At 65.0% G+C, this 19,577-nt stretch carries 12 protein-coding genes and 4 pseudogenes; 11 read left to right on the plus strand and 5 right to left on the minus strand.

The genetic code is table 11. From position 1 onward, the window contains the following. Positions 1–331: 331 nt before the first annotated feature. Entirely contained in the window at positions 332–1,093 is a 762-nt protein-coding gene (locus OOK38_RS33275) for a creatininase family protein (RefSeq protein WP_266849715.1), read from the plus strand. 394 nt (positions 1,094–1,487) lie between these two features. Next, positions 1,488–2,019, plus strand: a pseudogene (locus OOK38_RS33280) (transposase). A 1,997-nt stretch (positions 2,020–4,016) separates the two neighbouring features. On the opposite strand, the gene OOK38_RS33285 reads toward OOK38_RS33280, so the two are convergent. After that, on the minus strand, positions 4,017–4,688 hold the full coding sequence (locus OOK38_RS33285; protein ID WP_266849716.1) for an FMN-dependent NADH-azoreductase: 672 nt from the start codon (positions 4,686–4,688) through the stop codon (positions 4,017–4,019). A 120-nt stretch (positions 4,689–4,808) separates the two neighbouring features. Here OOK38_RS33285 and OOK38_RS33290 point away from each other — a divergent pair, with 120 nt between their 5' ends. The 5 genes and pseudogenes from OOK38_RS33290 to OOK38_RS33310 all read left to right on the plus strand — a co-directional run bounded on the left by OOK38_RS33290 (position 4,809) and on the right by OOK38_RS33310 (position 9,997). Then, positions 4,809–5,738 carry a LysR family transcriptional regulator gene (locus OOK38_RS33290; protein ID WP_266849717.1) on the plus strand — a complete coding sequence of 310 codons (930 nt, stop codon included), beginning with the start codon at positions 4,809–4,811 and terminating at the stop codon, positions 5,736–5,738. A gap of 865 nt (positions 5,739–6,603) precedes the next feature. After that, positions 6,604–8,106 (plus strand): coagulation factor 5/8 type domain-containing protein, encoded by a 1,503-nt coding sequence (locus tag OOK38_RS33295; RefSeq protein WP_266849718.1) that lies wholly within the window; start codon positions 6,604–6,606, stop codon positions 8,104–8,106. A gap of 208 nt (positions 8,107–8,314) precedes the next feature. Next, a pseudogene (locus OOK38_RS33300) lies at positions 8,315–8,856 on the plus strand (IS5 family transposase); the annotation flags it as partial. 701 nt (positions 8,857–9,557) lie between these two features. Then, positions 9,558–9,707: pseudogene (locus OOK38_RS33305) on the plus strand (IS5/IS1182 family transposase); the annotation flags it as partial. A gap of 59 nt (positions 9,708–9,766) precedes the next feature. Further along, on the plus strand, positions 9,767–9,997 hold the full coding sequence (locus tag OOK38_RS33310; RefSeq protein ID WP_266849719.1) for a hypothetical protein: 231 nt from the start codon (positions 9,767–9,769) through the stop codon (positions 9,995–9,997). Positions 9,998–10,565: 568 nt separating this feature from the next. On the opposite strand, the gene OOK38_RS33315 is transcribed toward OOK38_RS33310, so the two are convergent. Further along, entirely contained in the window at positions 10,566–12,758 is a 2,193-nt protein-coding gene (locus OOK38_RS33315; RefSeq protein WP_266849720.1) for an acyltransferase family protein, read from the minus strand. A 582-nt stretch (positions 12,759–13,340) separates the two neighbouring features. Between OOK38_RS33315 and OOK38_RS33320 the strand changes: the two genes are divergently transcribed. Together OOK38_RS33320 and OOK38_RS33325 are read left to right on the plus strand one after the other, a co-directional pair. Beyond that, positions 13,341–14,051: an RNA polymerase sigma factor gene (locus OOK38_RS33320; RefSeq protein ID WP_323178861.1), complete on the plus strand. Its 711-nt coding sequence runs from the start codon at positions 13,341–13,343 to the stop codon at positions 14,049–14,051. 73 nt (positions 14,052–14,124) lie between these two features. Next, positions 14,125–15,018 carry a CU044_5270 family protein gene (locus OOK38_RS33325; RefSeq protein ID WP_266849721.1) on the plus strand — a complete coding sequence of 298 codons (894 nt, stop codon included), beginning with the start codon at positions 14,125–14,127 and terminating at the stop codon, positions 15,016–15,018. Positions 15,019–15,882: 864 nt separating this feature from the next. On the opposite strand, the gene OOK38_RS33330 is transcribed toward OOK38_RS33325, so the two are convergent. Together OOK38_RS33330 and OOK38_RS33335 are read right to left on the minus strand one after the other, a co-directional pair. Further along, a complete protein-coding gene (locus OOK38_RS33330) occupies positions 15,883–16,083 on the minus strand; it encodes a hypothetical protein (RefSeq protein WP_266849722.1) in 201 nt (66 codons plus the stop codon). Between the two features lie 329 nt (positions 16,084–16,412). Then, positions 16,413–16,867 (minus strand): annotated as a pseudogene (locus OOK38_RS33335) (L-lactate permease); the annotation flags it as partial. Between the two features lie 289 nt (positions 16,868–17,156). On the opposite strand from OOK38_RS33335, the gene OOK38_RS33340 reads away from it, so the two are divergent. Further along, complete coding sequence (locus OOK38_RS33340) at positions 17,157–17,606, plus strand: MarR family winged helix-turn-helix transcriptional regulator (RefSeq protein WP_266850013.1); 450 nt, start codon at positions 17,157–17,159, stop codon at positions 17,604–17,606. Continuing rightward, the gene (locus OOK38_RS33345; RefSeq protein WP_266849723.1) at positions 17,599–17,967 is read left to right on the plus strand and encodes a helix-turn-helix domain-containing protein; all 369 of its coding nucleotides are present in this window, start codon (positions 17,599–17,601) and stop codon (positions 17,965–17,967) included. Before OOK38_RS33340 ends, OOK38_RS33345 begins: the two co-directional genes overlap by 8 nt. Before the next feature lie 929 nt (positions 17,968–18,896). On the opposite strand, the gene OOK38_RS33350 is transcribed toward OOK38_RS33345, so the two are convergent. Further along, on the minus strand, positions 18,897–19,376 hold the full coding sequence (locus OOK38_RS33350) for a MarR family winged helix-turn-helix transcriptional regulator (protein ID WP_266849724.1): 480 nt from the start codon (positions 19,374–19,376) through the stop codon (positions 18,897–18,899). Between the last annotated feature and the right edge of the window lie 201 nt (positions 19,377–19,577).

Genomic DNA, 19,577 nt, shown 5'->3' on the forward strand with positions numbered 1-19,577 from the left:
AACCTGTGGGCTGCGGACCCCTCCTGGGCCGTCTACACCGACTACGACCTCTGGGGCACCAAGGCCTCTGGCCCCCTGCCCGCTTGTCGAGGCGCTGCTCGCGGACTGCGAGATCGAAGCCATCCGCCTGCCCTGGATCAGCGAGTGACGTGACGGGCGCCGCGGCAGGGAAGCCTTTTCGGTCACGGCACCAGCCGTCGGCGCATCTCGCGTGGGGCGCCGATGGGGAAGTATCACTTGGGTGGCAACACTTGACTCAGTTAAGGCAATTATTTAGCTTTAGCGGAGGCACTTGTGCCTTGAAACACCCCTACGAAAGGCACCCTCGGCCGTGACAGAGAACCGTTGGAACCACTTGACCGCTCCGCAGCTGCGCGACTTGGCGGAGCGTGACGCCGTCGTGCTGCTGCCGATCGGTTCCACCGAACAGCACGGCGAGCATCTGCCGACCGGTGTCGACGACTTCCTCGCGGCCGAGGTATGTCGCCGGGCGGCCGCAGCAGCAGCCCCCCTGCCGGTAGTGGTGGCACCGTCCGTGTGGAGCGGTTTGGCGGAACATCACATGCCGTTCGGCGGCACCCTGACCCTGTCCCTGCAGACACTTCACTCGCTTATGAAGGACGTGTGCAGATCGATCCTTCGGGCCGGGTTCACCCGCATCTTGATCGTCAACGGGCACGGAGGCAATGTCGCCGCGCTCAGCGCACTGGTGACCGAATTGACAGTCGAGCTCGGGGCACCGATCGCGCTCACGAGCTACTTCACCGCCGGGCGCGAGGTGATCAGAGAGACCCTTCAAACGCAAGCACACCTCATGCACGCCTGCGAGGGTGAAACGTCCATGATGCTGGCCGCCTTCCCGGAACTTGTCCGGACGGAGTTCCTCCCTCAGGCAGTGGGCCCCACCATCTCCTTGCAGTCCGAGGACACCTCGCCGGTGTACCGATCCGTCACCTTCGACACCATCACGTCTTCCGGCACCGCAGGTGACGCTCGAAGCGCCTCCGCTGAAAAGGGTGATCGCATGTTGAACGGTTGCGCCGAGGCCATCGCGGAGTTGCTCGCTAAGGGAATCTGGCCCGCCGGCAGTTGAACGGAGCGTGTGTCGATACCCTTACTCTCCCGACGCGACGTTGGAACGTAGGCGCCTTGAAGCCCTTCGTGAGGCAAGGCTGATTGGACCCCTTGGCGTTCGTGTAAGTGGTCTCGGCTTTCAGAGTTCTTCATGATTGTTTCGCGTTGGGCGATCTAGAGCAGCCGAGCCGTACCCGGCTGACCGCAGTGCCACGTCCGGCCGCCGTGCGATCGCATACTCAACCGCGGGATCAGCGGCTCCTCGAACCCCCACAGCCCGTCCGGAACAATCCACCTCCACGTCTCCGCCACACGCATGACTCAACGTCCCCCTCACCATGCAGGACGCGGTGGTAAGGCTCCGGGGCGGCGCTCGGGCCTGGCTCTGCTTCGAAGATGAAGCCGGTTTCTCGATGACGTCGCCCACCGCGCGAACCTGGGCCAGGCGCGGGCACACACCTGTCGTCCGGGTGCGGGGACGCTCCCAGCGCCGATTCTCCATTGCCGCTCTGGCCTGCTACAAACAGGGCGAGCGCTCACGCCTGGTCTATCGGCCCAAGCGGCACGTCGATCACAGCCGGGGCGGCAGACGCGACTACCGCGACCTGCTCATCGCCGCCCACCAGCAGCTCGGCGCCCCGATCGTGCTCGTCTGGGACAACCTGAACGTTCACAGAGATCGTCGGCTGCGGGAGTTCACCGACACCCACGACTGGATCACCTACTTCCTGCCGGCCCATGCCCCCCGACCTCAACCCCGTCGAGGGCATCTGGTCACTGCTGCGACGCAGCAGCCAGGCCAACACCGCCTTCACCGACCCCGGCCACCTCATGAGCGTGCTGCGGCACGGTCGCCGCCAGATCCAGTACCGCAGCAACCTCATCGACGGATGTCTCGCCGAAACCGGCCTCACCTTGACGACATCACGGCAACAACGTCAGTAGCAGGCGCGGGGCCGCGTTGAATGGCGTGCCGGCGGAGGGCAGCCGGAGTGGGCCGCCCGTAGGCGCGGGGAGCGCTATGGGGCCCGGGGTGAACCGGCTGTCTTGGGGATCACCCATGCAGGTGCAGGGCCACCCGGCCGTCGGCTGGTACACATCCGTGGGGCCAGACCGGCCCGCCGACGCGTGGACCCGCGACATTGCGCGCCCAACCCGGGTCCACGTCCACGGGACCACCCCCGCAGATGCGGGGACCACATCGCCGGACGCTTTCTGACCTACGCGCCGGTGGGATCACCCCCGCCTGCGCAGGGAACACATCCCCGCCTCCCAGACTTGGACCGCGCGCGGACCACCCCCGCCCGTGCGGGGACCAACGTCTCTGGCCTGGGCTGCGTAGTGCTGCTTCTTGTATGAGGCTGTTCTTCCTGGCTCATAGTGTCAGAAGCGGTGCCGCTCATGCCGGGAAAGGGCTTCGGCCCCGGGGGTCTGTAGTGTCCCGGCTCAGGTGTGGCCGGTGCTGCGATGGGCGGAGGAGGTAACGCCGGATTCGCGGTTGCACGTCGGCCTCGCCGACGAAGCGTGACAGAATCGCGCAGTGGGCGCCCGCGGCCTGCGGTGACGGGTGCGGCGGCGACCTGCAAGCGCAGCGGCCAAGCCTTGCATTGGTGGTCGTTCCGGGGTGGAGCGGACGCTGCCGATGACGGCAGCCAGCCCTTTCCTGTCGTGGTGCGGGCGGACCGGCGAGGTGACGGCAGCTCGGTACCCAGGCGCCGATGACCTTGTCGGTGCCTTGCGGGTCGTGATCACAATCCGGTTCGCATCAGGCCCGCTCGTACCGGCACGTGACGTTCTGCCACTGCGAATAGGATCCAATAGGGCCGATGCACGTGGGGCAGACAGATACAGGTCGTCACCGGTTGCCAGGTCCGTCTCGATCCGCGCGGCTCTCAACTCTGGATGGTTGTGTATGACTGCTGTCTCACCCGGCTTCGAACCCGCTCCCGCCCGGCTCATGCAGGATGCGTCCGGCTCGCGCGCTGCGCCGCAGCACCGGGATCTGTTTCTCCAGCCGCAGTACACCATTGATTTGCCGCCCTTGGACGAGGACGAGGACACATTCTCGCCTCCCCCTCAGCAACTCGCGCAGGGGCAGCGCAGATCAGCCCGGAGCCGCTGACCGTCATCTGCGCGTGAAAACCGTAACCAGCGAGCCATTCGGTGGCCGGGGCTGCTTCGCCGTGCGCGAGGGCTTCTGGGGTCAGCGAGGGCAGTGTCCTGATTGCCGTGCGCAGGGTTGGTGCGCTGGTGGATGCGACTGGCTGCTCTGCTTCACGCCGGTATGCGAGCTGTGCCGCCGTCCTTCGGAGTCTCGAAGTCGACCACGCATCGTCGGTTCATGATCTGGCCCCGGGCCGGAGTGTCAGGGCCGGCTGCACGCAGCGGTGCTCCACCGATGCGACGATGTGGGCCTGGTCGATGTTTCCCGTGCGGTCCTCAGTCGGCTCATGTCCGCGTTGAAGCAGGGGCGGGCAGGCAGGTCCGAGCCCGGTGGATCGAGGCAGACCGGGAACCGAATTGCACGTCTTGTCGGACGCGAACCAGCCCGCCTGGTCGTGGCCGCCTTTGCGGCAGGCGTCGACGACATCCAGGGACTGAGCCCCCGTGACCGCGGGTCTCCGCGAAGAACGACCCGCGCCGCGGCGGTACTTCAATCCCAGGCGCCTGCAGGCCGACAAGGTCGACGACATTCCCGACCTGAGCAAGCGATTGCGGGGCAAGCGCATCAGAGTCCACTGGCTCGCAAGAAGGCCGAGACCAGCGAACGACGAGTGCGTGTCGAACTCCAAGCCCGCAACTGCCTGACCCTCCTCGGGCTCGCCGCAGCCCTCCGCTACGAAAGCGCCTCCTAGAAATTGCTGCGCAGGGACACGGTCAGCCAGAAACCGCCATTGCCGTAGTCCGTCCTCGGACTTCCGGGTTCCCTGCCTGCCAATCCCTCAGGCCGCCGCGTGGGAACGAGCGCCGTCGACCGCCGCCTGGAACGACGAGGCTGCGAGGTCCTGGAACCCTGCGAGCCTCGGGACATGCGCCGACTTCGTCATCTCGGCGTGCAGAAACGTGAGGTCATCCGCAAGGCCGATCATGGCCAGTGCTGCCCTGAGGTAGGGCTCCTGGAAGTCGCTGCCGTGCCGAGGTGTGCCCGGGCCGTACGCCCCTCCACGGGCGGAGGCCACCACGACCTTCTTGCCCGACAACGGGCCCGCCCCGATGACGGGGTCGGCGATGAGCGGGGCGATCAGAATACGGTCAAACCACGCCTTGAATGTGGACGGTACCGAGAAGTTGTACATGGGCACTCCGAGGACGACTGTGTCGGCCGCGAGGAGCTCCTCGATCAGCGGCCAGGCAACCGCCCAGCTCTCCTTCTCATCCGCCGTGACCGCTGCGTCGCGGACCACCGCAAGATCACGGATGCCCTCCCGCTCGAGACGGTGCATGATCTCGATCTGCGCTTGGTCGATGTGCGGAACCGGTGCGGCAGCCAGGTCCCGGTGGACGTATATGCCATTCGGATTGGCGGTGCGCCATGCCTCAGCGAACGCACCCGAAATCTGACGGGAGACTGAGCTGCGCCGGGGGCTGGAGTCAATATGGAGCAATGTGGACATATCTACGACTTTCCTGAGGTCAAGGTGTGCACGGTTCGGAGACTCCATCAAACTCTCCGCAAGCCCCAGCGTCACGTAATCTGGAGTGACACTTTCTTACGATAAGCGTTAGCGAGGCTGATGGTGCTGGACGTGCGTCGACTGATCCTGCTGCGCGAGGTGGGGGCGCGCGGGTCCATTGCTGCTGCCGCGCAAGCTCTCAACTACACCCGCTCCGCGGTTTCCCAACAACTGTCGGCCCTGGAAGCCGAGACAGGTGCAGCCCTGGTGGACCGCAGCAGCAAGCGGGCAGGGCTCACGGCAGCAGGGCGCCTGCTGGCGGAACACGCTGAGCGGATCCTTGCCCAGCTGGAACTTGCCGAGGGGCAGTTGCGCCTCAGGGACGGCAAGGTCGCAGGGGAACTGCGTGTGGGAGTGCCGCTGCACGAAGGACCCGCCCTGGTGGTGCCGGCGGTGACTGAGCTACGGGACCTTCATCCAGAACTTCGCATCACCCTGCACGGCATTTCACCGTCCGACGGGCGGCAAGCCGTGCGGCTCGGTCAGCTCGATGCAGTTCTGGCTGCCCGCTACACGCAGGTGCCGGAGCCGCGAGTACTCGGGCTGCACGAAGAAGACTTGATCAGCGACCGCATTCGTCTCGCGATTTCGCCGGAACACCCTCTTGCCTGCAGCGGCAGTCGCCGACTCGCGGACTTCGCCAACGTGCCCTGGCTGCTGGACCCGGCTTCCGGCCTGGGGCGACTCGCTCTGCACGTTTGCGCAAGCGCAGATTTCGCCCCCGACGTTGTCTCAGACATCTCGGACATGCAGGCCGTGCTGGCCCTGGTCGAACTTGGCTGGGGCGTAGCTCTCGTCCCCGACCTGGTCCCGGACCGGCCGGGACATCCCATCGCACGCATCACTTTGGAGGGTGCAGAACTGAGCCGCCGAACCACCCTTGTCGTCCGCGAGGGCTCGATGGACAGCCCGCCGGTAGCAGTGCTGCTTCCCGCACTGCGGGAAGCAGCGGAAGAACTGCGTAACTCCCAAGCACACCCAAGCGAGTAAGGGCACGCCGCACAACTGCGCGACACATACCCATGCGGCTAGTGGGAGTGTTTTGGATCGATCTCCGCACCGGAGGCAAACCACCAGAGTTGGACTCAGCATGAGGGGGCTTCGTGAAGAAGCTGGGCTACGAAGCAGTGCCCAACGAGCTCGTGCACGGTCGGCCCTGGCTTGGTACCCGGGTAGCTCATTGCCGTGGGCATAATGGGGGGCTGGGCGCGTGAGTTGATCGTTGCGGAGTACCGGTCACCGGGCTTCGCCCGAGGTGGTCGCTGTACTCGTAGCTGAGGTAGGGCTGCTGTGACTCGAACAGCATCAGGTGCGTCTGACGGCTCGGCAGCAGCAGCGAGCTGCAGTAGTGGGGCGAAGCACAGGTTCGACTTCGCCGACCGGCTGCTAGCCACCCCTGGTGGCTGACGCTGTGGGGATCGCCTTTCACCCGCCGGAACCGGCCCAGCATTCCAGCGTCGCCGACACGAGGGTACGGCTGCCGCCGGACCTGCAACGCCTCACTGCAGTTGAGGCAATACTGCGCCAGCCGGAACCCGGCATCTGACCGATGGTCTACACGACATCGAGGATTACTGACGCAGTGTCGAACCATGAGCGGCATTCCGACGTAGTACCGATGCCACTCGTAGTCTTCAGAAGGGCCGGATGTTCGATCATGGGACGAAGGAAGAGAGACCGCAGACGCCTCTCCGTGGGAACGGCGCTAGGCGTGGCGCTCGCTACGGCAGCAGCGGTGGTCGCCACGGTTGTCTCGGCCGCGACGTCAAGCACGACGGCTTCCGGAGCCGCGACATCAAGCACGAAGGCCTTCGGAGCCGCGGTAGCACCCGCGAAGATCAGTAGCGTGGTTCCCGTGTCCTCAGCGCACAAGGTTTCCACGGTCTACAGCCTCAAAGTGAACGGAGTGTCCGTCCCAGTCAACGGCTACGCCGGGTACGACTATGCACAGTTCTCTATGACGTCCGGCCCAGCCACCGTTGTCGTGACCAAGCGAAACGGCGCGCAGGCCAGCAAGGCGCGTATCAGCCCGGTCAAGCAAGGCTACAAGGCGAAGCTGCAGGCCAATACTGCCACGTTCACAATTCGTCGCAGCGAGTACCTGATCATCGGAATCGACGGGCTGCGACGACTGGTGCTGTCCGCAGATCCAGCCGAGACTGACCGCCCGGCTTCCTCCGGCACCGGCATCTTCAACGTGACGAAGCCGCCCTACAGCGCAGACCCCAGCGGGGGTGCTGCCAGTACAACAGCTGTCCAGAAGGCACTGAACGCAGCCTCTGCCTATGGGTCGGTGGCGGGCCATTCACGCGGCACCGTCTATATCCCACGTGGCCTGTACCCCGTAGGCAACCTGGAGATCAAGAGCCACACGGCTGTGTACCTCGAGCCCGGGGCGGTTCTCAGGGTGGTTGCGGACAAGGCCCTCTACCGCATCGACGCGCATAAGGACTCGCAGAATCGGGACCTGACCTGGTGGATCCGTACCGCTTTCGGATCCAAGGACATCAAGATGTACGGACGCGGCACTCTCGACGGCAACGGAATGGCCGCTACCAAGGCGGGCTTCGGCATGAACGTCCTTGTGCCCATCGCTACCAGCAACTTCGCGCTGGACGGCCTCACCATCCGCGAGGGTGCTTCCTGGTCGGTCATCCCCACCCGCTCCGACAACCTGTCCTTCACCAACATGAAGGTCTTCAACCGCTTCGACATGGGCGAGAACGACGCCTTCGACGCCATCGAGTCTCAGAATGTCAGCGTGCGCCGGGGCATTGGCATCAGCCTGGACGACTCCTACAGCACCAAGACTTGGCCGAAGCAGGTCGGTATCACCAAGAACTGGCCGAGCGAGCCCGAGAAGATCAGCGACGTGACCTTCGACGATCTGCTGGCCTGGACATACTGCTTTGGATACAAGGTCGGCCAGGGCGTGGTTGGGGATCATGACCGGGTCACCTTCAAGAACAGCGTTGTGTACGATGCGGCCGTCGGCATCGGCATTCACCACAAGGCGGGCGCCGGCACCGCGCGGAGCATCACCTTCTCGAACATCGACATCGAGCAGTTGACTTTCAAGCTCGAGCGGCGCCAGACGTGGATCGCCTTCCTCATCGAAGACGCGTACAAGAACGGAGCCGGCCCGGTCACCGGTGTCCGCATCAGCCACGTCAACGTCCGCGCGAAGGGCTCAACACCTGGAGTGCTCGCCGGATTCAGCAATTCCTCGTCTATCAGCGACGCAGTCTTCGACTCGATCCGGATGCCGGGCGCCACCGCCTACGCGAAGACTCTCAAAGAAATGAACATCACGGACGTCAGATTCACCACCCAACCCGCCATCGTGGCAGCTCCGTGAACCTCGCGGCCCAGAAACCACCGAGATCGATGTGACGGCTCAGTCGCATGAGGACACGGCCGATCTGCAGCCTCGTGCGGAGGAACTGGTGGGCTTCTTGCCAACACGATGGTCTCAACCAAGCTGATCCTCATCCTGCGGGCTTATACGCAGACGCCTGGACGCAACTAGCGCGTGTCTCTTTGATGGGTTGGTCAGTTGATCGGATGTGTCCGTCCGATTAGTGATCACTGATGCGATGTGGAACCGGATCGAGCCGCTGATGCCGGCCGATCCGGTTCGTGGGCGGCGATGGGCCGACCACCGCCGCACCCTTGAGGCCATCGCGTGGAAGTAGCGAACCTGTTCGCCCTGGCGGGACCTTCCCGACGAGCTCGGTTCATTCCAAACCGCTCACAAACGCCTGATCAGGTGGGCCGTTGACGGTACCTGGGAGCGGATCCTCACCGCCGTTCTGGCCGCAGCGGACTCCGACGACGACATCGACTGGACCGTATCTGTGGCCTCCACCGTCGTTCGGGCCCACCAGCATGCCGCCGGCGCACGGAAAAAGGGGCCGTCGATCGCGCTGAGCCCGCCGACCATGCAGCCGGACGCTCACGCGGCGGGCTGAGCACCAAAGTCCACCTGGCCGCGGACGGTCGGGCCCGACCACTGGCATTCACCGTCACCGCAGGCCAGGCCGGGGACGCACCGGCCTTCGAGACGGTGATGGCCCGCATCCGTGTGCCCCGAAGCGGCCCGGGCAGGCGATCAGCAGCACCGTCACGAACGAGTGACGCTTCCCGCGCCAATGCCGCGAGTCGGCCGTCGTCTGCAGCCGCAGGTCAGCGGCCCGATCACCCGATGCTGACGAATGGGCGACTTGATCGTTCACTGGCATCAACCGGAGCTTCGTTGCGTACGGACCGGGCTGACCTCGCGTCGTCATACCGTCGCGACCTGCACTCTCACGCAATCACCAAGACTTTGAATCTGCCCTGCACACTGCCATGAAAGGAAATCAGCCCATGCGTCTAAAATTTGCCATCCCGCGTACGCTATTTAAACAGAATTATACCTATCTAAAGCAGGCTTTCCAGGAAGACACCGAGGGTCCGCCATGGGCGAACTTCAAGCCCTAAGAGAATCCCAAGGAGGAAGAATTGGCGAATACGGCATTCACGATCTACGAAGACGACGAAGAGGAAATCAGACCCACAGGGCCACCCGACCGCTCCAAAACGAGAACTGAATCCGATCAGGAGCCGAATCAAACCAAGTAGCCGAGTGCACAATATACCGAAACAGCTTCGCGAGAAGCTCCACCAAATCCTACTACCCCATTGGGGCTTGCACTGAAAGGATGGATTCATAGCGGGAACCGGCCTGGACCTCGACGCGCCAACGTCACCCTAACCAGCCGAAGTCAGTAGGTAGAGCCGCCCTGATGTCCTTGTCCAGGGCGGTAGTTGAGCGTTCGGTCTGGTGGGGGGACGTCACCGCGGATCGTGTCGGATGAACTGTGGGATCGACTTGAACCGCTGCTGCCGCAGCGTGAGCGCAGGTTCCTGTATCCGGGCCGCAAGGCATTGCCTGACCGAGAGGTGCTCTGCGGGATCCCCGCCGACTCAACGGCAGGAACACTCCTACCTTGCGCGACCCCGCAGACGGTGACCGCGTGAACATCCAGCTTCTGCTCGACACACTCGGCATCCAGGAAGACGCCGCCCGCGCCCTGGCCGACGACCTCCGCACACAGATCAATGAACTACAGGAACGGCTGCGGGAAGCGGAGACCCACCTCGAGCACCTGGCGATCACCCGGAGGACCGTCACCACCCTCAGCGAACGATTACCCCCACATCCTCGCCACCTTCAACAAGGCTACCGGCCCCCTCCGGGCCCGTGACGCCTGCGAACCCCTCGACCACGAACTGCTGCCGAAGAACATCGAAGGTACCTCCGCCAAGCTGAAACGCCTCGTCAAGCGCGATGTCCTCACCGAAGTCGATGCCGGCAGCTTCACCGGAAGAAGTAGCCATCCCGCGACCAGCAGCCCTGCCCCGGCTTCACCCGGAAATGGACATCAGCTCACGGACCGCCCCCAAGTTGCCTTTCTTGTCCGTTGTCAGGGACTGCCTCCGTGCAGAGTCAAGGCGCCTCGGCTTGTCCGACACCGGCGCTTCTGCTCGAGCGAGTGCGGAATCCTCAAGGGTCAACTTGGTGGGTGGCGGTCTGGGCAGCGTCCTGAGGCTCGCCGAACGCATCACCCGCGGCGGGTTCACGATCGAAGCGGCCTTCCGATCGCAGACCGAGTCCTTCCGACACCGCGAAGCTCCCACGGGAACCAGGTGCAAGGCGCCGGGCACGACCGCGAGGCGGGCACCCTGTATCCCGTTTTGCAGGGCGCGCCGAGAGCAGGCGGGATCGGCGTGATGCCTGCAGGCACCCAGGGACTCTGTGGAGCGCTTCTTTCCTCATTTGATGAGCCCCAGGGCCCGCAGTTCCTGGTGTAGGACGGGGATCAGAGCCTGCGCAAAGGACTCCGCCAGGTGGCTTTCGTCGCGGTAGGCGAACGTATCGCCCACGACAAGGGGACATCGTCCCTGCGGACGGCAGAGCCAGGGGCTCGGGTCTACTACGAAGGCTTTGGCGCGGCGAGCCGCCCGCCGGCTCGCCTCCCTGAGCATCGGGTCCTTGACTGCGTCATTCTGGTCTTGTTCGCAGGTCGGCAAGTCCAAGGGATAGCTGGATGCGCATTCGACTGCGTCGCTGCTTGGCCATGGGGTGTCGAGCATGACGGCCAGGTGTCCGGATGCACCGGCCAGTTGCTGGTAGACACGCTCGTACCCCGCCTGCCATTGCCGCCGGGGACTCTTCATGCGGTGCACCGGGGTGGCCGCTTCGGACGAGGAGGCCACAACCAGCAGGGGTTGCAGCTTCTTGATCCGGTTCAGTGCGTCCTTCCGCCAGGAGTCGCACGCCTCGTAGGGCCGGTTCTGATTGACGATCATCACGTCGGCGGTCTTGCAGGATGCCTTCGTCAGCGACACCAGCTTCCACCCGTTCCGGCGGCTGATCTGGTCCAGGGCCGGGAACCACTGCGCGGCGTGGGAGTCACCGAAGAGGACGATTACCTTGTCGGAGGCCGTGTCACCGTAGACGCAGTCCGGCGAGCGGGTGGCGGCGTAGCTGACGTGGCAGCTGTCCCGGTAGAGGGCGGACCGCTGTCTCTTGATGTCCGTGAGCCCCGGTGACAGGTTGCGGGGCAGGCTCGTCGCGGCCTCGGTGAGGAGGTCAGCAAGGTGTTCTTGGGGGTTGCTCGCCGAGGCGAGGGATCGACCCAGTTGCGGTGCGCGGGCGGTCGAGCTGATCTGCGGCGGGACAAATGCCGCGATGAGGGAGGCTGCAGTGACCGTCGCCGACAGGCTGACGCCGAAGGTCAGAGCGGCCGTGGGTCTGTCGCGCAGGGAGGAGCGGAACCTGATCGGATCTTCAACGAGATGCAGGGTTACCCAGGCCAGCGCCAAAGCCACGACGGCAAGGATAAGAGAGAGCGTGGGCGTGGCGGTGCGTGCCAGGGCGGCAGGGCCGATCATCATCACTGGCCAGTGCCAGAGGTACCAGCCGTAGGAGAGGTTGCCCACCCGGGTGGCAGGACGCATAGCCAGGAGACGGGACGCGGCTGATGGGGATGCATTGCATCCGCCTGCGATCACGAGGACCGCTCCGGCAACGGGCAGCAGCGTGTAGTGGCCGGGGAACGGGGTCTTGTCGTCATACAGCAGTGCAGAGGCGAGGATGCCGGCCAGGCCGAGCCAGGTGCCCGTGGCGGAGAGGAGGCGCGGAAGATGCGCGAGCGCTCCGTGGCCGAATGCGAGCAGGCTTCCGGCGCCCAGTTCCCACAGTCGGGTATGCGGGCCGAAGTACGACCAGGACGCAGAGGTCTGTCCGGTCTGTACGGCAAGAGCGTAGGAGACCAGGCACAGTACGCCCAGCGGGAGAGCCTTGAGCCAGGTGCTGCGGCAGTACTTCCAGCTCATCAGCAGCAATACCGGCCACACGAAGTAGAACTGTTCCTCTACCGCCAACGACCAGAAATGCTGGAACGGCGAAGGGGTGGTCCCCTCGCTGAGGTAGTCGGTCGAGGAGGCTGCCAGGTCGATATTCACGAAGTACAGCGCGCTGGCCAGCGCATCGTGCATGAACTCGGCGTAGCGGAGCTTGGAGGCATAGAGCCAGCAACCGAGCATCGTAGTGAGGGCGACCAAGCTCGCCAGCGGCAGGATGCGTACCGCGCGCCGGGCATAGAAGCGCCGAAGCGAGATGGAGTGGGAGCTGCTGGCCTCTCTGATCAGGCCGCTTGTGATGAGAAAACCGGAGATGACAAAGAAGACGTCAACGCCGACATAGCCGCCGGCGAGGAACGGTGCCTCGGCGTGCGCCAGGACGACGAGCGTGACCGCCAGTCCGCGCAGTCCCTGGATGTCGCCTCGCAGTGCGGGTAGCGAAGGGGCGGGCCGCAAGTCGTGGTGCTTATCCGCTCGGGATGGCGCGGAGCCGGCTTGCAGTATCGGTCCCTGTTTCCGCTCGGCATATGCGTGCATGGGGGTGTGGATCACATGGAGGGCTGTCCGCTCGGTGGCAGGCGTCTCTGTGAACTCGGTCATACGTGTGTAATGCGGCAACCGTGGCCCGGTGCTGCGGCGGAGCTCCGCGAGGGCTGTAGTTGTGGGAGGGGAGCCAGTCGCGCTTCGACATCTGCGGGGATTTCCCGTGTGGGACGCTGATCAGGACTGCGAGGAGGTATCACGCTCGTCGCCCCTGCCGAGAACTGTCTGCAGAGCGGCTGGAGATCAGCCTGGAAATGACCTGGCCAGTACGCACAGTGTCAGCTCTTGGACTCTGACCGCCTGGGCACAGCAGCAGGCGCACGTGCGAAGGGCGTTGAGAGCCACCAAACGTGGGGAGGCACAACAGGTCGCGGCGACGGGCTGAGCCTGCAATGACCTTTGATGATCTCCCTCGATGGCATGGACAGAACTGCCATGTTTACCTGACCAGCGACAATCGAATCGCCACGGAGACTGCAGGTGGACTCTCTGATCACAGCGCCCTCGAGCGTGCCTTGGTGGTGCACTCCGGAGCAGGAGTTCGCCTGACTGTGGTCGACTTGCTCCCTGCCTCGAGCGGACCTTCGATCGAGGAGGGCAGCAGTTCGCCCCTCAGGACTGCAGTCATGAGCATCTCCTGTGACTCACATCACCGAGATCCTTCGTGTCGACCGGACAGGGCAGAATGTGGACGATTCCCTACGGGCCCGCATCAGATCAGGCGATCCGCAGGCCTATGCAGAACTGTTTCGTGCGAATGCGACGCCTGTCTACAGCTATGCGGCTCGCCTGACGGGCGATCGCAGTGCTGCGGAGGATGCCGTATCGCTCACCTTCCTGGAAGCCTGGCGACTACGCGAAAAGCTCCTCACCGACAGCGAACGGCGGGACCTCGTCTACGACGCTGACTGTGCTCACGATGGTGCCGCACCAGATGATGATCTTCGGCCCTGGCTCTTCGGCATTGCGACCAACGTGCTCCGCAACATGCAGCGATCCGCCCGACGGCACAACGCTGCCCTGGCCCGCTTGCCCGGCCGGCTCGCCGACCACGACACGGTGCCCGACTTCTCCGGCGAATTGGTCGGACGCATCGAGGATGCTGAACGCCTCGCAGCCGCGCGCGCGGCACTGGGGCAGCTCCGCAAGCGGGAACGTGAGGTCTTCGCTCTGTGTGTGTGGGCGGAGCTGAGCTACGCAGACGCCGCCGAAGCACTTGGGGTGCCGACGAGCACAGTGCGGTCCCGACTGTCGCGCGCGAGACAACGCCTGCGGCAGCTGGCGGAGCTGGAGTTGCAGCGGCGGGCAAGGGAGTTCAGCGCTTCCGGGAAAAGTCTGAGACGGCTGTGAGGCAGCGGACAGGAACAGGTTGGCCGCAACACACCGGCGGCCCGGTCGACACAGTCACAGGAGAGAAGTACCGATGAACCCCGCTGAGCGTGAAGAGCTGGCCAGGCTGTTGCCGTGCCCAGGGGAACCGGTCCTGCCGAACGACCGACTTCTCCAGCTAGAGGACCATCTGATGCAAGAGATCACCCGAGAGTCTGCTCCTGCAGTGCGCCCTGTGCGTCCGCGACGCAGGTTCGCGCTGATGGCTGTGCCCCTGGGCACCGCTGCTGTTCTTGGGGCCGTCCTCGTGTCCGGCGTGGGCTCAGGTCCCGAAAGTGCGGACAGGAACGAAGAAGCCGTGGACCTGCTGAACCGGATCGCCACGGTCGCTGCGGCCAAGGATGCGACGCCCGTCCGTGACGACCAGTACATCTATACACGGACCCAGGGAACCCAGAGGATTCTGGACAAGGGGAAGGACCTTTTCCAGCGATCGGACTGGCACGCCGTCGACGGCACTCGGGACGGTCTTGCCCAGATCAAGGTGCTCTCCGGCCCGTCCGGGAAAGGCACCACGGACATGCATCTGGACGTTGACCCGAACGCCACCACCTACAAGGAGCTGAAGTCTCTGCCTACCGACCCCTCCAAGCTGTACGACAGGGTGTGGGCCGAGACCGAGGGCCAGGGGCCGTCTCACGAGGAAGCAGCGCTCGAGAAGATCGGTTCGATGCTGCCAGGAGCGGCGCTCCTTCCCGATCTGGACGCGGCGCTCTACCGCGCTGCTGCCAGGATTCCGGGCGTGACGGTGGTGGACGCCGCGAAGGACGCGGCTGGGCGCCAGGGCATTGGCCTGGCCTTCGGCTCGGGTGACGACCGGGATGTCTGGGTCTTCGACCGGCAGAACCTGAAGTTCCTGGGTTCCGACGATGTTGCCTTGCTGGAGATCGACGCTGTCGACGAGCCTGGCAAGGCTCCGACCAACTGACCTCTCAGCCGCGGTAGGGCAGCCGCGGATCCCGTGGCCCGCTCTGAGCGGGACGTAGGGGTGCCGTGGGCAGGATGGGCAGTCTTCTCTGAGCAACCCGCCCCGTACAGGCCCTGGATCAAGTACGCGTTTGCGCATCCTCGGCGATTGCTACGCAATCACATGCGGCCCGTTTGCTGGGGAGTTGTGGTCGGGCCGGCCACAACTCTGCCCCTGCAGTGGGGGGTCGTACTGAGCTTTCCGTTGGGTTGTCGGGGCTGACACTGCGTGATCCCTGCGGTATGTCGTGGCAATGAGATGCCGCAGGGTGCTGGTCTCACGTCGCAAGGTCAGGCCGCGGCCGCGCGGGAACGGGTGCGCATGCTCGCAGCCGATGAGTTTGCGCGGAGTGAGGGGAACACGGTGATCGCGAAGGATCTGCGGGTCAGCGTGCGGTCCGTGGAGCAGCCCAAGCCCCACACCCTTTGCGGGACAGCCCTTAGCGAGCCCGTACACGCTTGGCCGTTGACGCCGCTTCCGAAGTGTGGGCACGGTCGGGCTTGACAGCCTGCCGTGCGCCACCACCCTGGGCCGCCTGCTGTCCCGTATCGATGGCGACGCCTTCGACGACGCCACCGGGGCATGGCTCGCCCGACACACGGCCGAACCTCCCGTCGACGACCAGCCGCTGACGAGACTGGCGACTGTACGCCGCAGCCGCCACGACGGGCAGGCTGCCGTCGTCCTGCACAAGCCTCGGTCGGAGATCTCTCCCGCCAGATCGCCGCGAAAAGCACCGGAATCCCCACTTTCGCAATGCTGCTGGGCCGACTCTCCTCCGCACGGTCTCGCCATCACCTCCGACGCTCTACACACCCAGACCTGTCATGCCGAGCAGATCACCGCCCAGGTCGGGACCGCCACGTCGTCGTCAAGGACATCCAGAACAAGCTCCACCGTCAACCGCGGCGACTGCCCTGGCGCGAGGTCCCGGTTCAGCACCGTGCCCGTGAACAGGCATACGGGCGGGGCGAGATACGTCGCTGGAAGGTCTCCACCGTCCAGCCGGGTCTGCTCTTCCCGCATGCCGTCCAGGCCCTTGAGATCAAGAGCTACCTAACGGACTACAAGACCGGGAAACGGACGTCAGGACCGTCTAGACGGTCACCAGCCTCACAGCCGAACAGGCGACTGGCCGAACTGATCCGCGGGTACTGGCAGGCCGAGGCCCTGCACCACGTGCGAGACGTGATCTTCGCCGCGTCTCGCGTCCGTATCGGTACCACACCCTACGCAAAGGCGATCCTCCGCAACCTCGACATCGGCCTCATGCGCCAGGCCGGCTAGACGAACATCGCCACCGCTAACGGTCACCACCGATCGCGAACCAGCCGCACTCTCCAGCCTGAGTGAATCACGGAGCAACGCCTGTTCATGGCCCAGATGTGGTCCGACGACGGGAGAGCGAGCAGCACGAGGGTGCCGCCGGTCGCCACGATCGGCCAGGTGAAGACGTTCCCGCCCACCGGCTCGCCGTTCGGGTCGACGACGTCCAGGAAGGACCAGTCGCGCGGCTGTGTCGCCCGGGCCGGCCACTCCTTCACGGCCGGGATCTGGGCGATGGAGAAGGCGGTGACGACGAGCGCGAACGGGGCGTAGGCGCGCACACCTTCGCGGCGCGGGTCCTCCCTCGTCGAGGACCTCTGCCGACCCACCACGAGGGCGGCGGAAGCCAGGGCAGGCCGGTGACTTGGACGGGTGTCACGGCGTGTGTGCCCCTCGCGCCGAAGGCGACCGGCACGGTGCTGGCGACGAGGGCGACGACGGCCGCGCGCACCGGGTCGAAGCCGAGGGCGACCAGCATCACCGATGCAGAAGCGCCCGCAAACCCAAGGATCAAGCCTGCCGCTCGATCTATGTGCTCGAACAACTAAAGTCCCGACGGTCATTCCCTGCGAATTCCTGTGGCGGCCGCCACACCTAATTCTCTGCAGTAGAACGGGACATCCGATGCGACGGATGCGGATCCGGCAGCCGAGGTAGACTAATATTGTTCGAGCAACATCTAGGAAGGAAGGGCGATGGCCATGGCACAGTCGACACCTCCGTCCGGGAGCCGGGAGTCCGTGCCTGTGCCGGGTGGTGCGACGTTGGTGTCCCTGCCTGCATCTGCGAGCGGGGGACGCATCAGTCACGCGATCTTCCGTGTGGCCCGAGTGCACCGCCTCATCACCGGTCAGCTCCTGCGCCATGTCGGGCTGTATCCGGGCCAGGAGCTGGTGATGATGCACCTGTGGGAGCGCGGCCCTCAGCGTCAGGTAGACCTCATTCGCCTGATCGACTCCGACGCCCCCACCATGACCCGCACCGTCCGGCGTCTCGAGCAGGCGGGTTTCGTCCGCCGCAGCTCCTCGGCCACCGACAAGCGTTCGGTCATCGTCGAGCCGACTGCCGCCAGCCAGGCCCTGCGCCGGGAGGTCGAGCAGCTCTGGGCCGAGCTCGAAGACATCACCCTCGGCGAACTTACTGCCGAGGAGCAGACCGGGACACTGCGCGCGCTGGAGCGGCTGGAGGACAACCTCACCTCATGGAACGCACCCGATGACTGAGGCGCAGGGACAGCACACAGGTCCTCAGCCGCTGAGGGCCTCCCCCCATCTCGAAAGTGCCTTTGAGGTGCTGGGCCGCAAATGGAACGCGGTCATCATCGATGTCCTGGCTCAACGGCCGGCCCGGTTCGGTGAGCTTCGTGCAGCGGTCGCCGGAATCAGCGACAGGATGCTCAGCGGGCGGCTGCGCGAGCTTGTCGATGCTGGGCTCGTCACCCACACCCGCCTGCCTCCCGGCCCCACCGCCTACGCCGTGACAGCCGACGGCAAGGCCCTCGCGCTGGCATTGGGCCAGGTATGCGCGTGGTCGCAGCGGCGCACCGCTATGCCCGCCTGCGCCGAGTCCGGCACCGGCCACTGACCCCTGCCGACCGGCAGTCGGTCGCCCGCGGCAGCAGCCCAGCGCCGGGCGTGTGGCGCCTTTTTGCGTGACCCACGCGGACCTAGTGTCAAACGATCACCGATGCCGCTGGCGAGGTTGCCCGGTTCCCCACCAGGAGGCGGATGATGCGATCGCGCTGGGATGTCAGCTGGCGAGCCTGCGCGCCGCTGTCGCCGACCTTGGTGGTCGGAGGGGTGGCGGGGCATCTGCTGGAGGCGGGCTGTGACTCGCAACCCGAACAAGCCCGGTGAGCTCGGGTCGACCCAGGTGAGGGAGGCGTCGCCGGAGGCCGCGAGGACATGGGCTCGACGCGCCGTGCCCTGCACGGCGCGACCTCGGTCTTCTGCGTCACCTCGGCATCTCACCACCAGCGGCCTGCCCTTGACGGTGCTGCGGCGGCCCGTGCTCCTGGTGGTGGTTGGACCGTGTCCTACGTGGCGAGGCGACAAGTCGTTTGTAGCAGGAGATGGCGGCGGCGAGTCAGACAAGGGCCAGTTGATTGCGGGGATTGTGTTCGTAGCGTGAGCTGAGCCGGCGGTAGCCGGACAGCCACGACACTTCGTGGATCCGCTGGCAGACCCGGCTTCGTTCCCGCCCGGCAGCCGACCTCCAACAGGTCATACCCGAGTGGAGGCCCAGCTCCTCAGTCAGGTCTCCATCGGATCCCGGCGTGCGGCAGGTAGAGGAATCCCGCACGACAACCCCGATTCTGCAGCGGCTTGCGACCCGGGTACCGGAAGTTCGCGCTGGGGCATCAGCAGTTCACGATGGCCCCAATGCTCCGACATCATCCACGGCGGCGACGGTCCCCACCCTCGGTCGAACGCTCAATTTCCTTACCGGACTTGGCACTCCACCTGATCCGTCGCATCTTCCTAGCCGCCCCAAAGAGAACAATGTCCGGGTGTTCAATCAGCGGTGCGAGGCGGGAGACTACGGTCGTTGATCGCCCTCTCGATGTTGCTGGCGACGGTGATGAAGGACTCGATTTCCTCTGAATCAAGGCCTCGTACGGAAATTTCCTCCAAAGCTGCCCACATGGCTGCGATGGGTTTCCTCATGTCGCGGCCCTTGTCCGTGAGCCTGACGATCATCGCCCGCCGGTCGTGTTCGGCTGGCTCACGCGTCAGCAACCCGGCATCCTGCATGCGACGAAGCGACTTTGAGACGGTCGAGTGGTCGAGACCGACGCTTGCGAGGAGCTCGGACTGGGTCTGCCCGTCCTTTTCGTACAGTTGCATCAACAGCAGCTCCTGACCCGGATGCAGATTCATGTCGCGCAACATGGAAGCCGCGTAGCCGCGATGCGCGCGTGCCAGCTGGAAGACGGCGTAGCTCAAGCGGCCTTCTTGGACCGTCGTGGGATAGCGGTTGGCGGACTCGCTCATTTTTTCCTCCTTGGGCGACAGTTGGGGAAGTCTGGGTGATCATTGCAGCCCCGACTCGTCACCACCGTAAAAGACTTCAGAGTCGGGGGCTCAGCGGGCGGGGCAGCATGTACATCCTCCGGGGATCAGTCCTGACTTGGGGCACCGTGTCGATCGTGAGGCCGCTTTTCCGCATTTCGGACCGCCGTGGGGGCGTCTGCG

The sequence above is a fragment of the Streptomyces sp. NBC_00568 genome (assembly GCF_026341855.1).
GTDB lineage: Bacteria > Actinomycetota > Actinomycetes > Streptomycetales > Streptomycetaceae > Streptomyces.

Coding starts and splice junctions, on each gene's coding strand:
- OOK38_RS33325 (WP_266849721.1), top strand. CDS start 14,125: ATGAACCCCGCTGAGCGTGAAGAGCTGGCCAGGCTGTTGCCGTGCCCA.
- OOK38_RS33285 (WP_266849716.1), bottom strand. CDS start 4,688: ATGTCCACATTGCTCCATATTGACTCCAGCCCCCGGCGCAGCTCAGTC.
- OOK38_RS33330 (WP_266849722.1), bottom strand. CDS start 16,083: ATGCGGGAAGAGCAGACCCGGCTGGACGGTGGAGACCTTCCAGCGACG.
- OOK38_RS33315 (WP_266849720.1), bottom strand. CDS start 12,758: ATGACCGAGTTCACAGAGACGCCTGCCACCGAGCGGACAGCCCTCCAT.
- OOK38_RS33290 (WP_266849717.1), top strand. CDS start 4,809: ATGGTGCTGGACGTGCGTCGACTGATCCTGCTGCGCGAGGTGGGGGCG.
- OOK38_RS33350 (WP_266849724.1), bottom strand. CDS start 19,376: ATGAGCGAGTCCGCCAACCGCTATCCCACGACGGTCCAAGAAGGCCGC.
- OOK38_RS33345 (WP_266849723.1), top strand. CDS start 17,599: ATGACTGAGGCGCAGGGACAGCACACAGGTCCTCAGCCGCTGAGGGCC.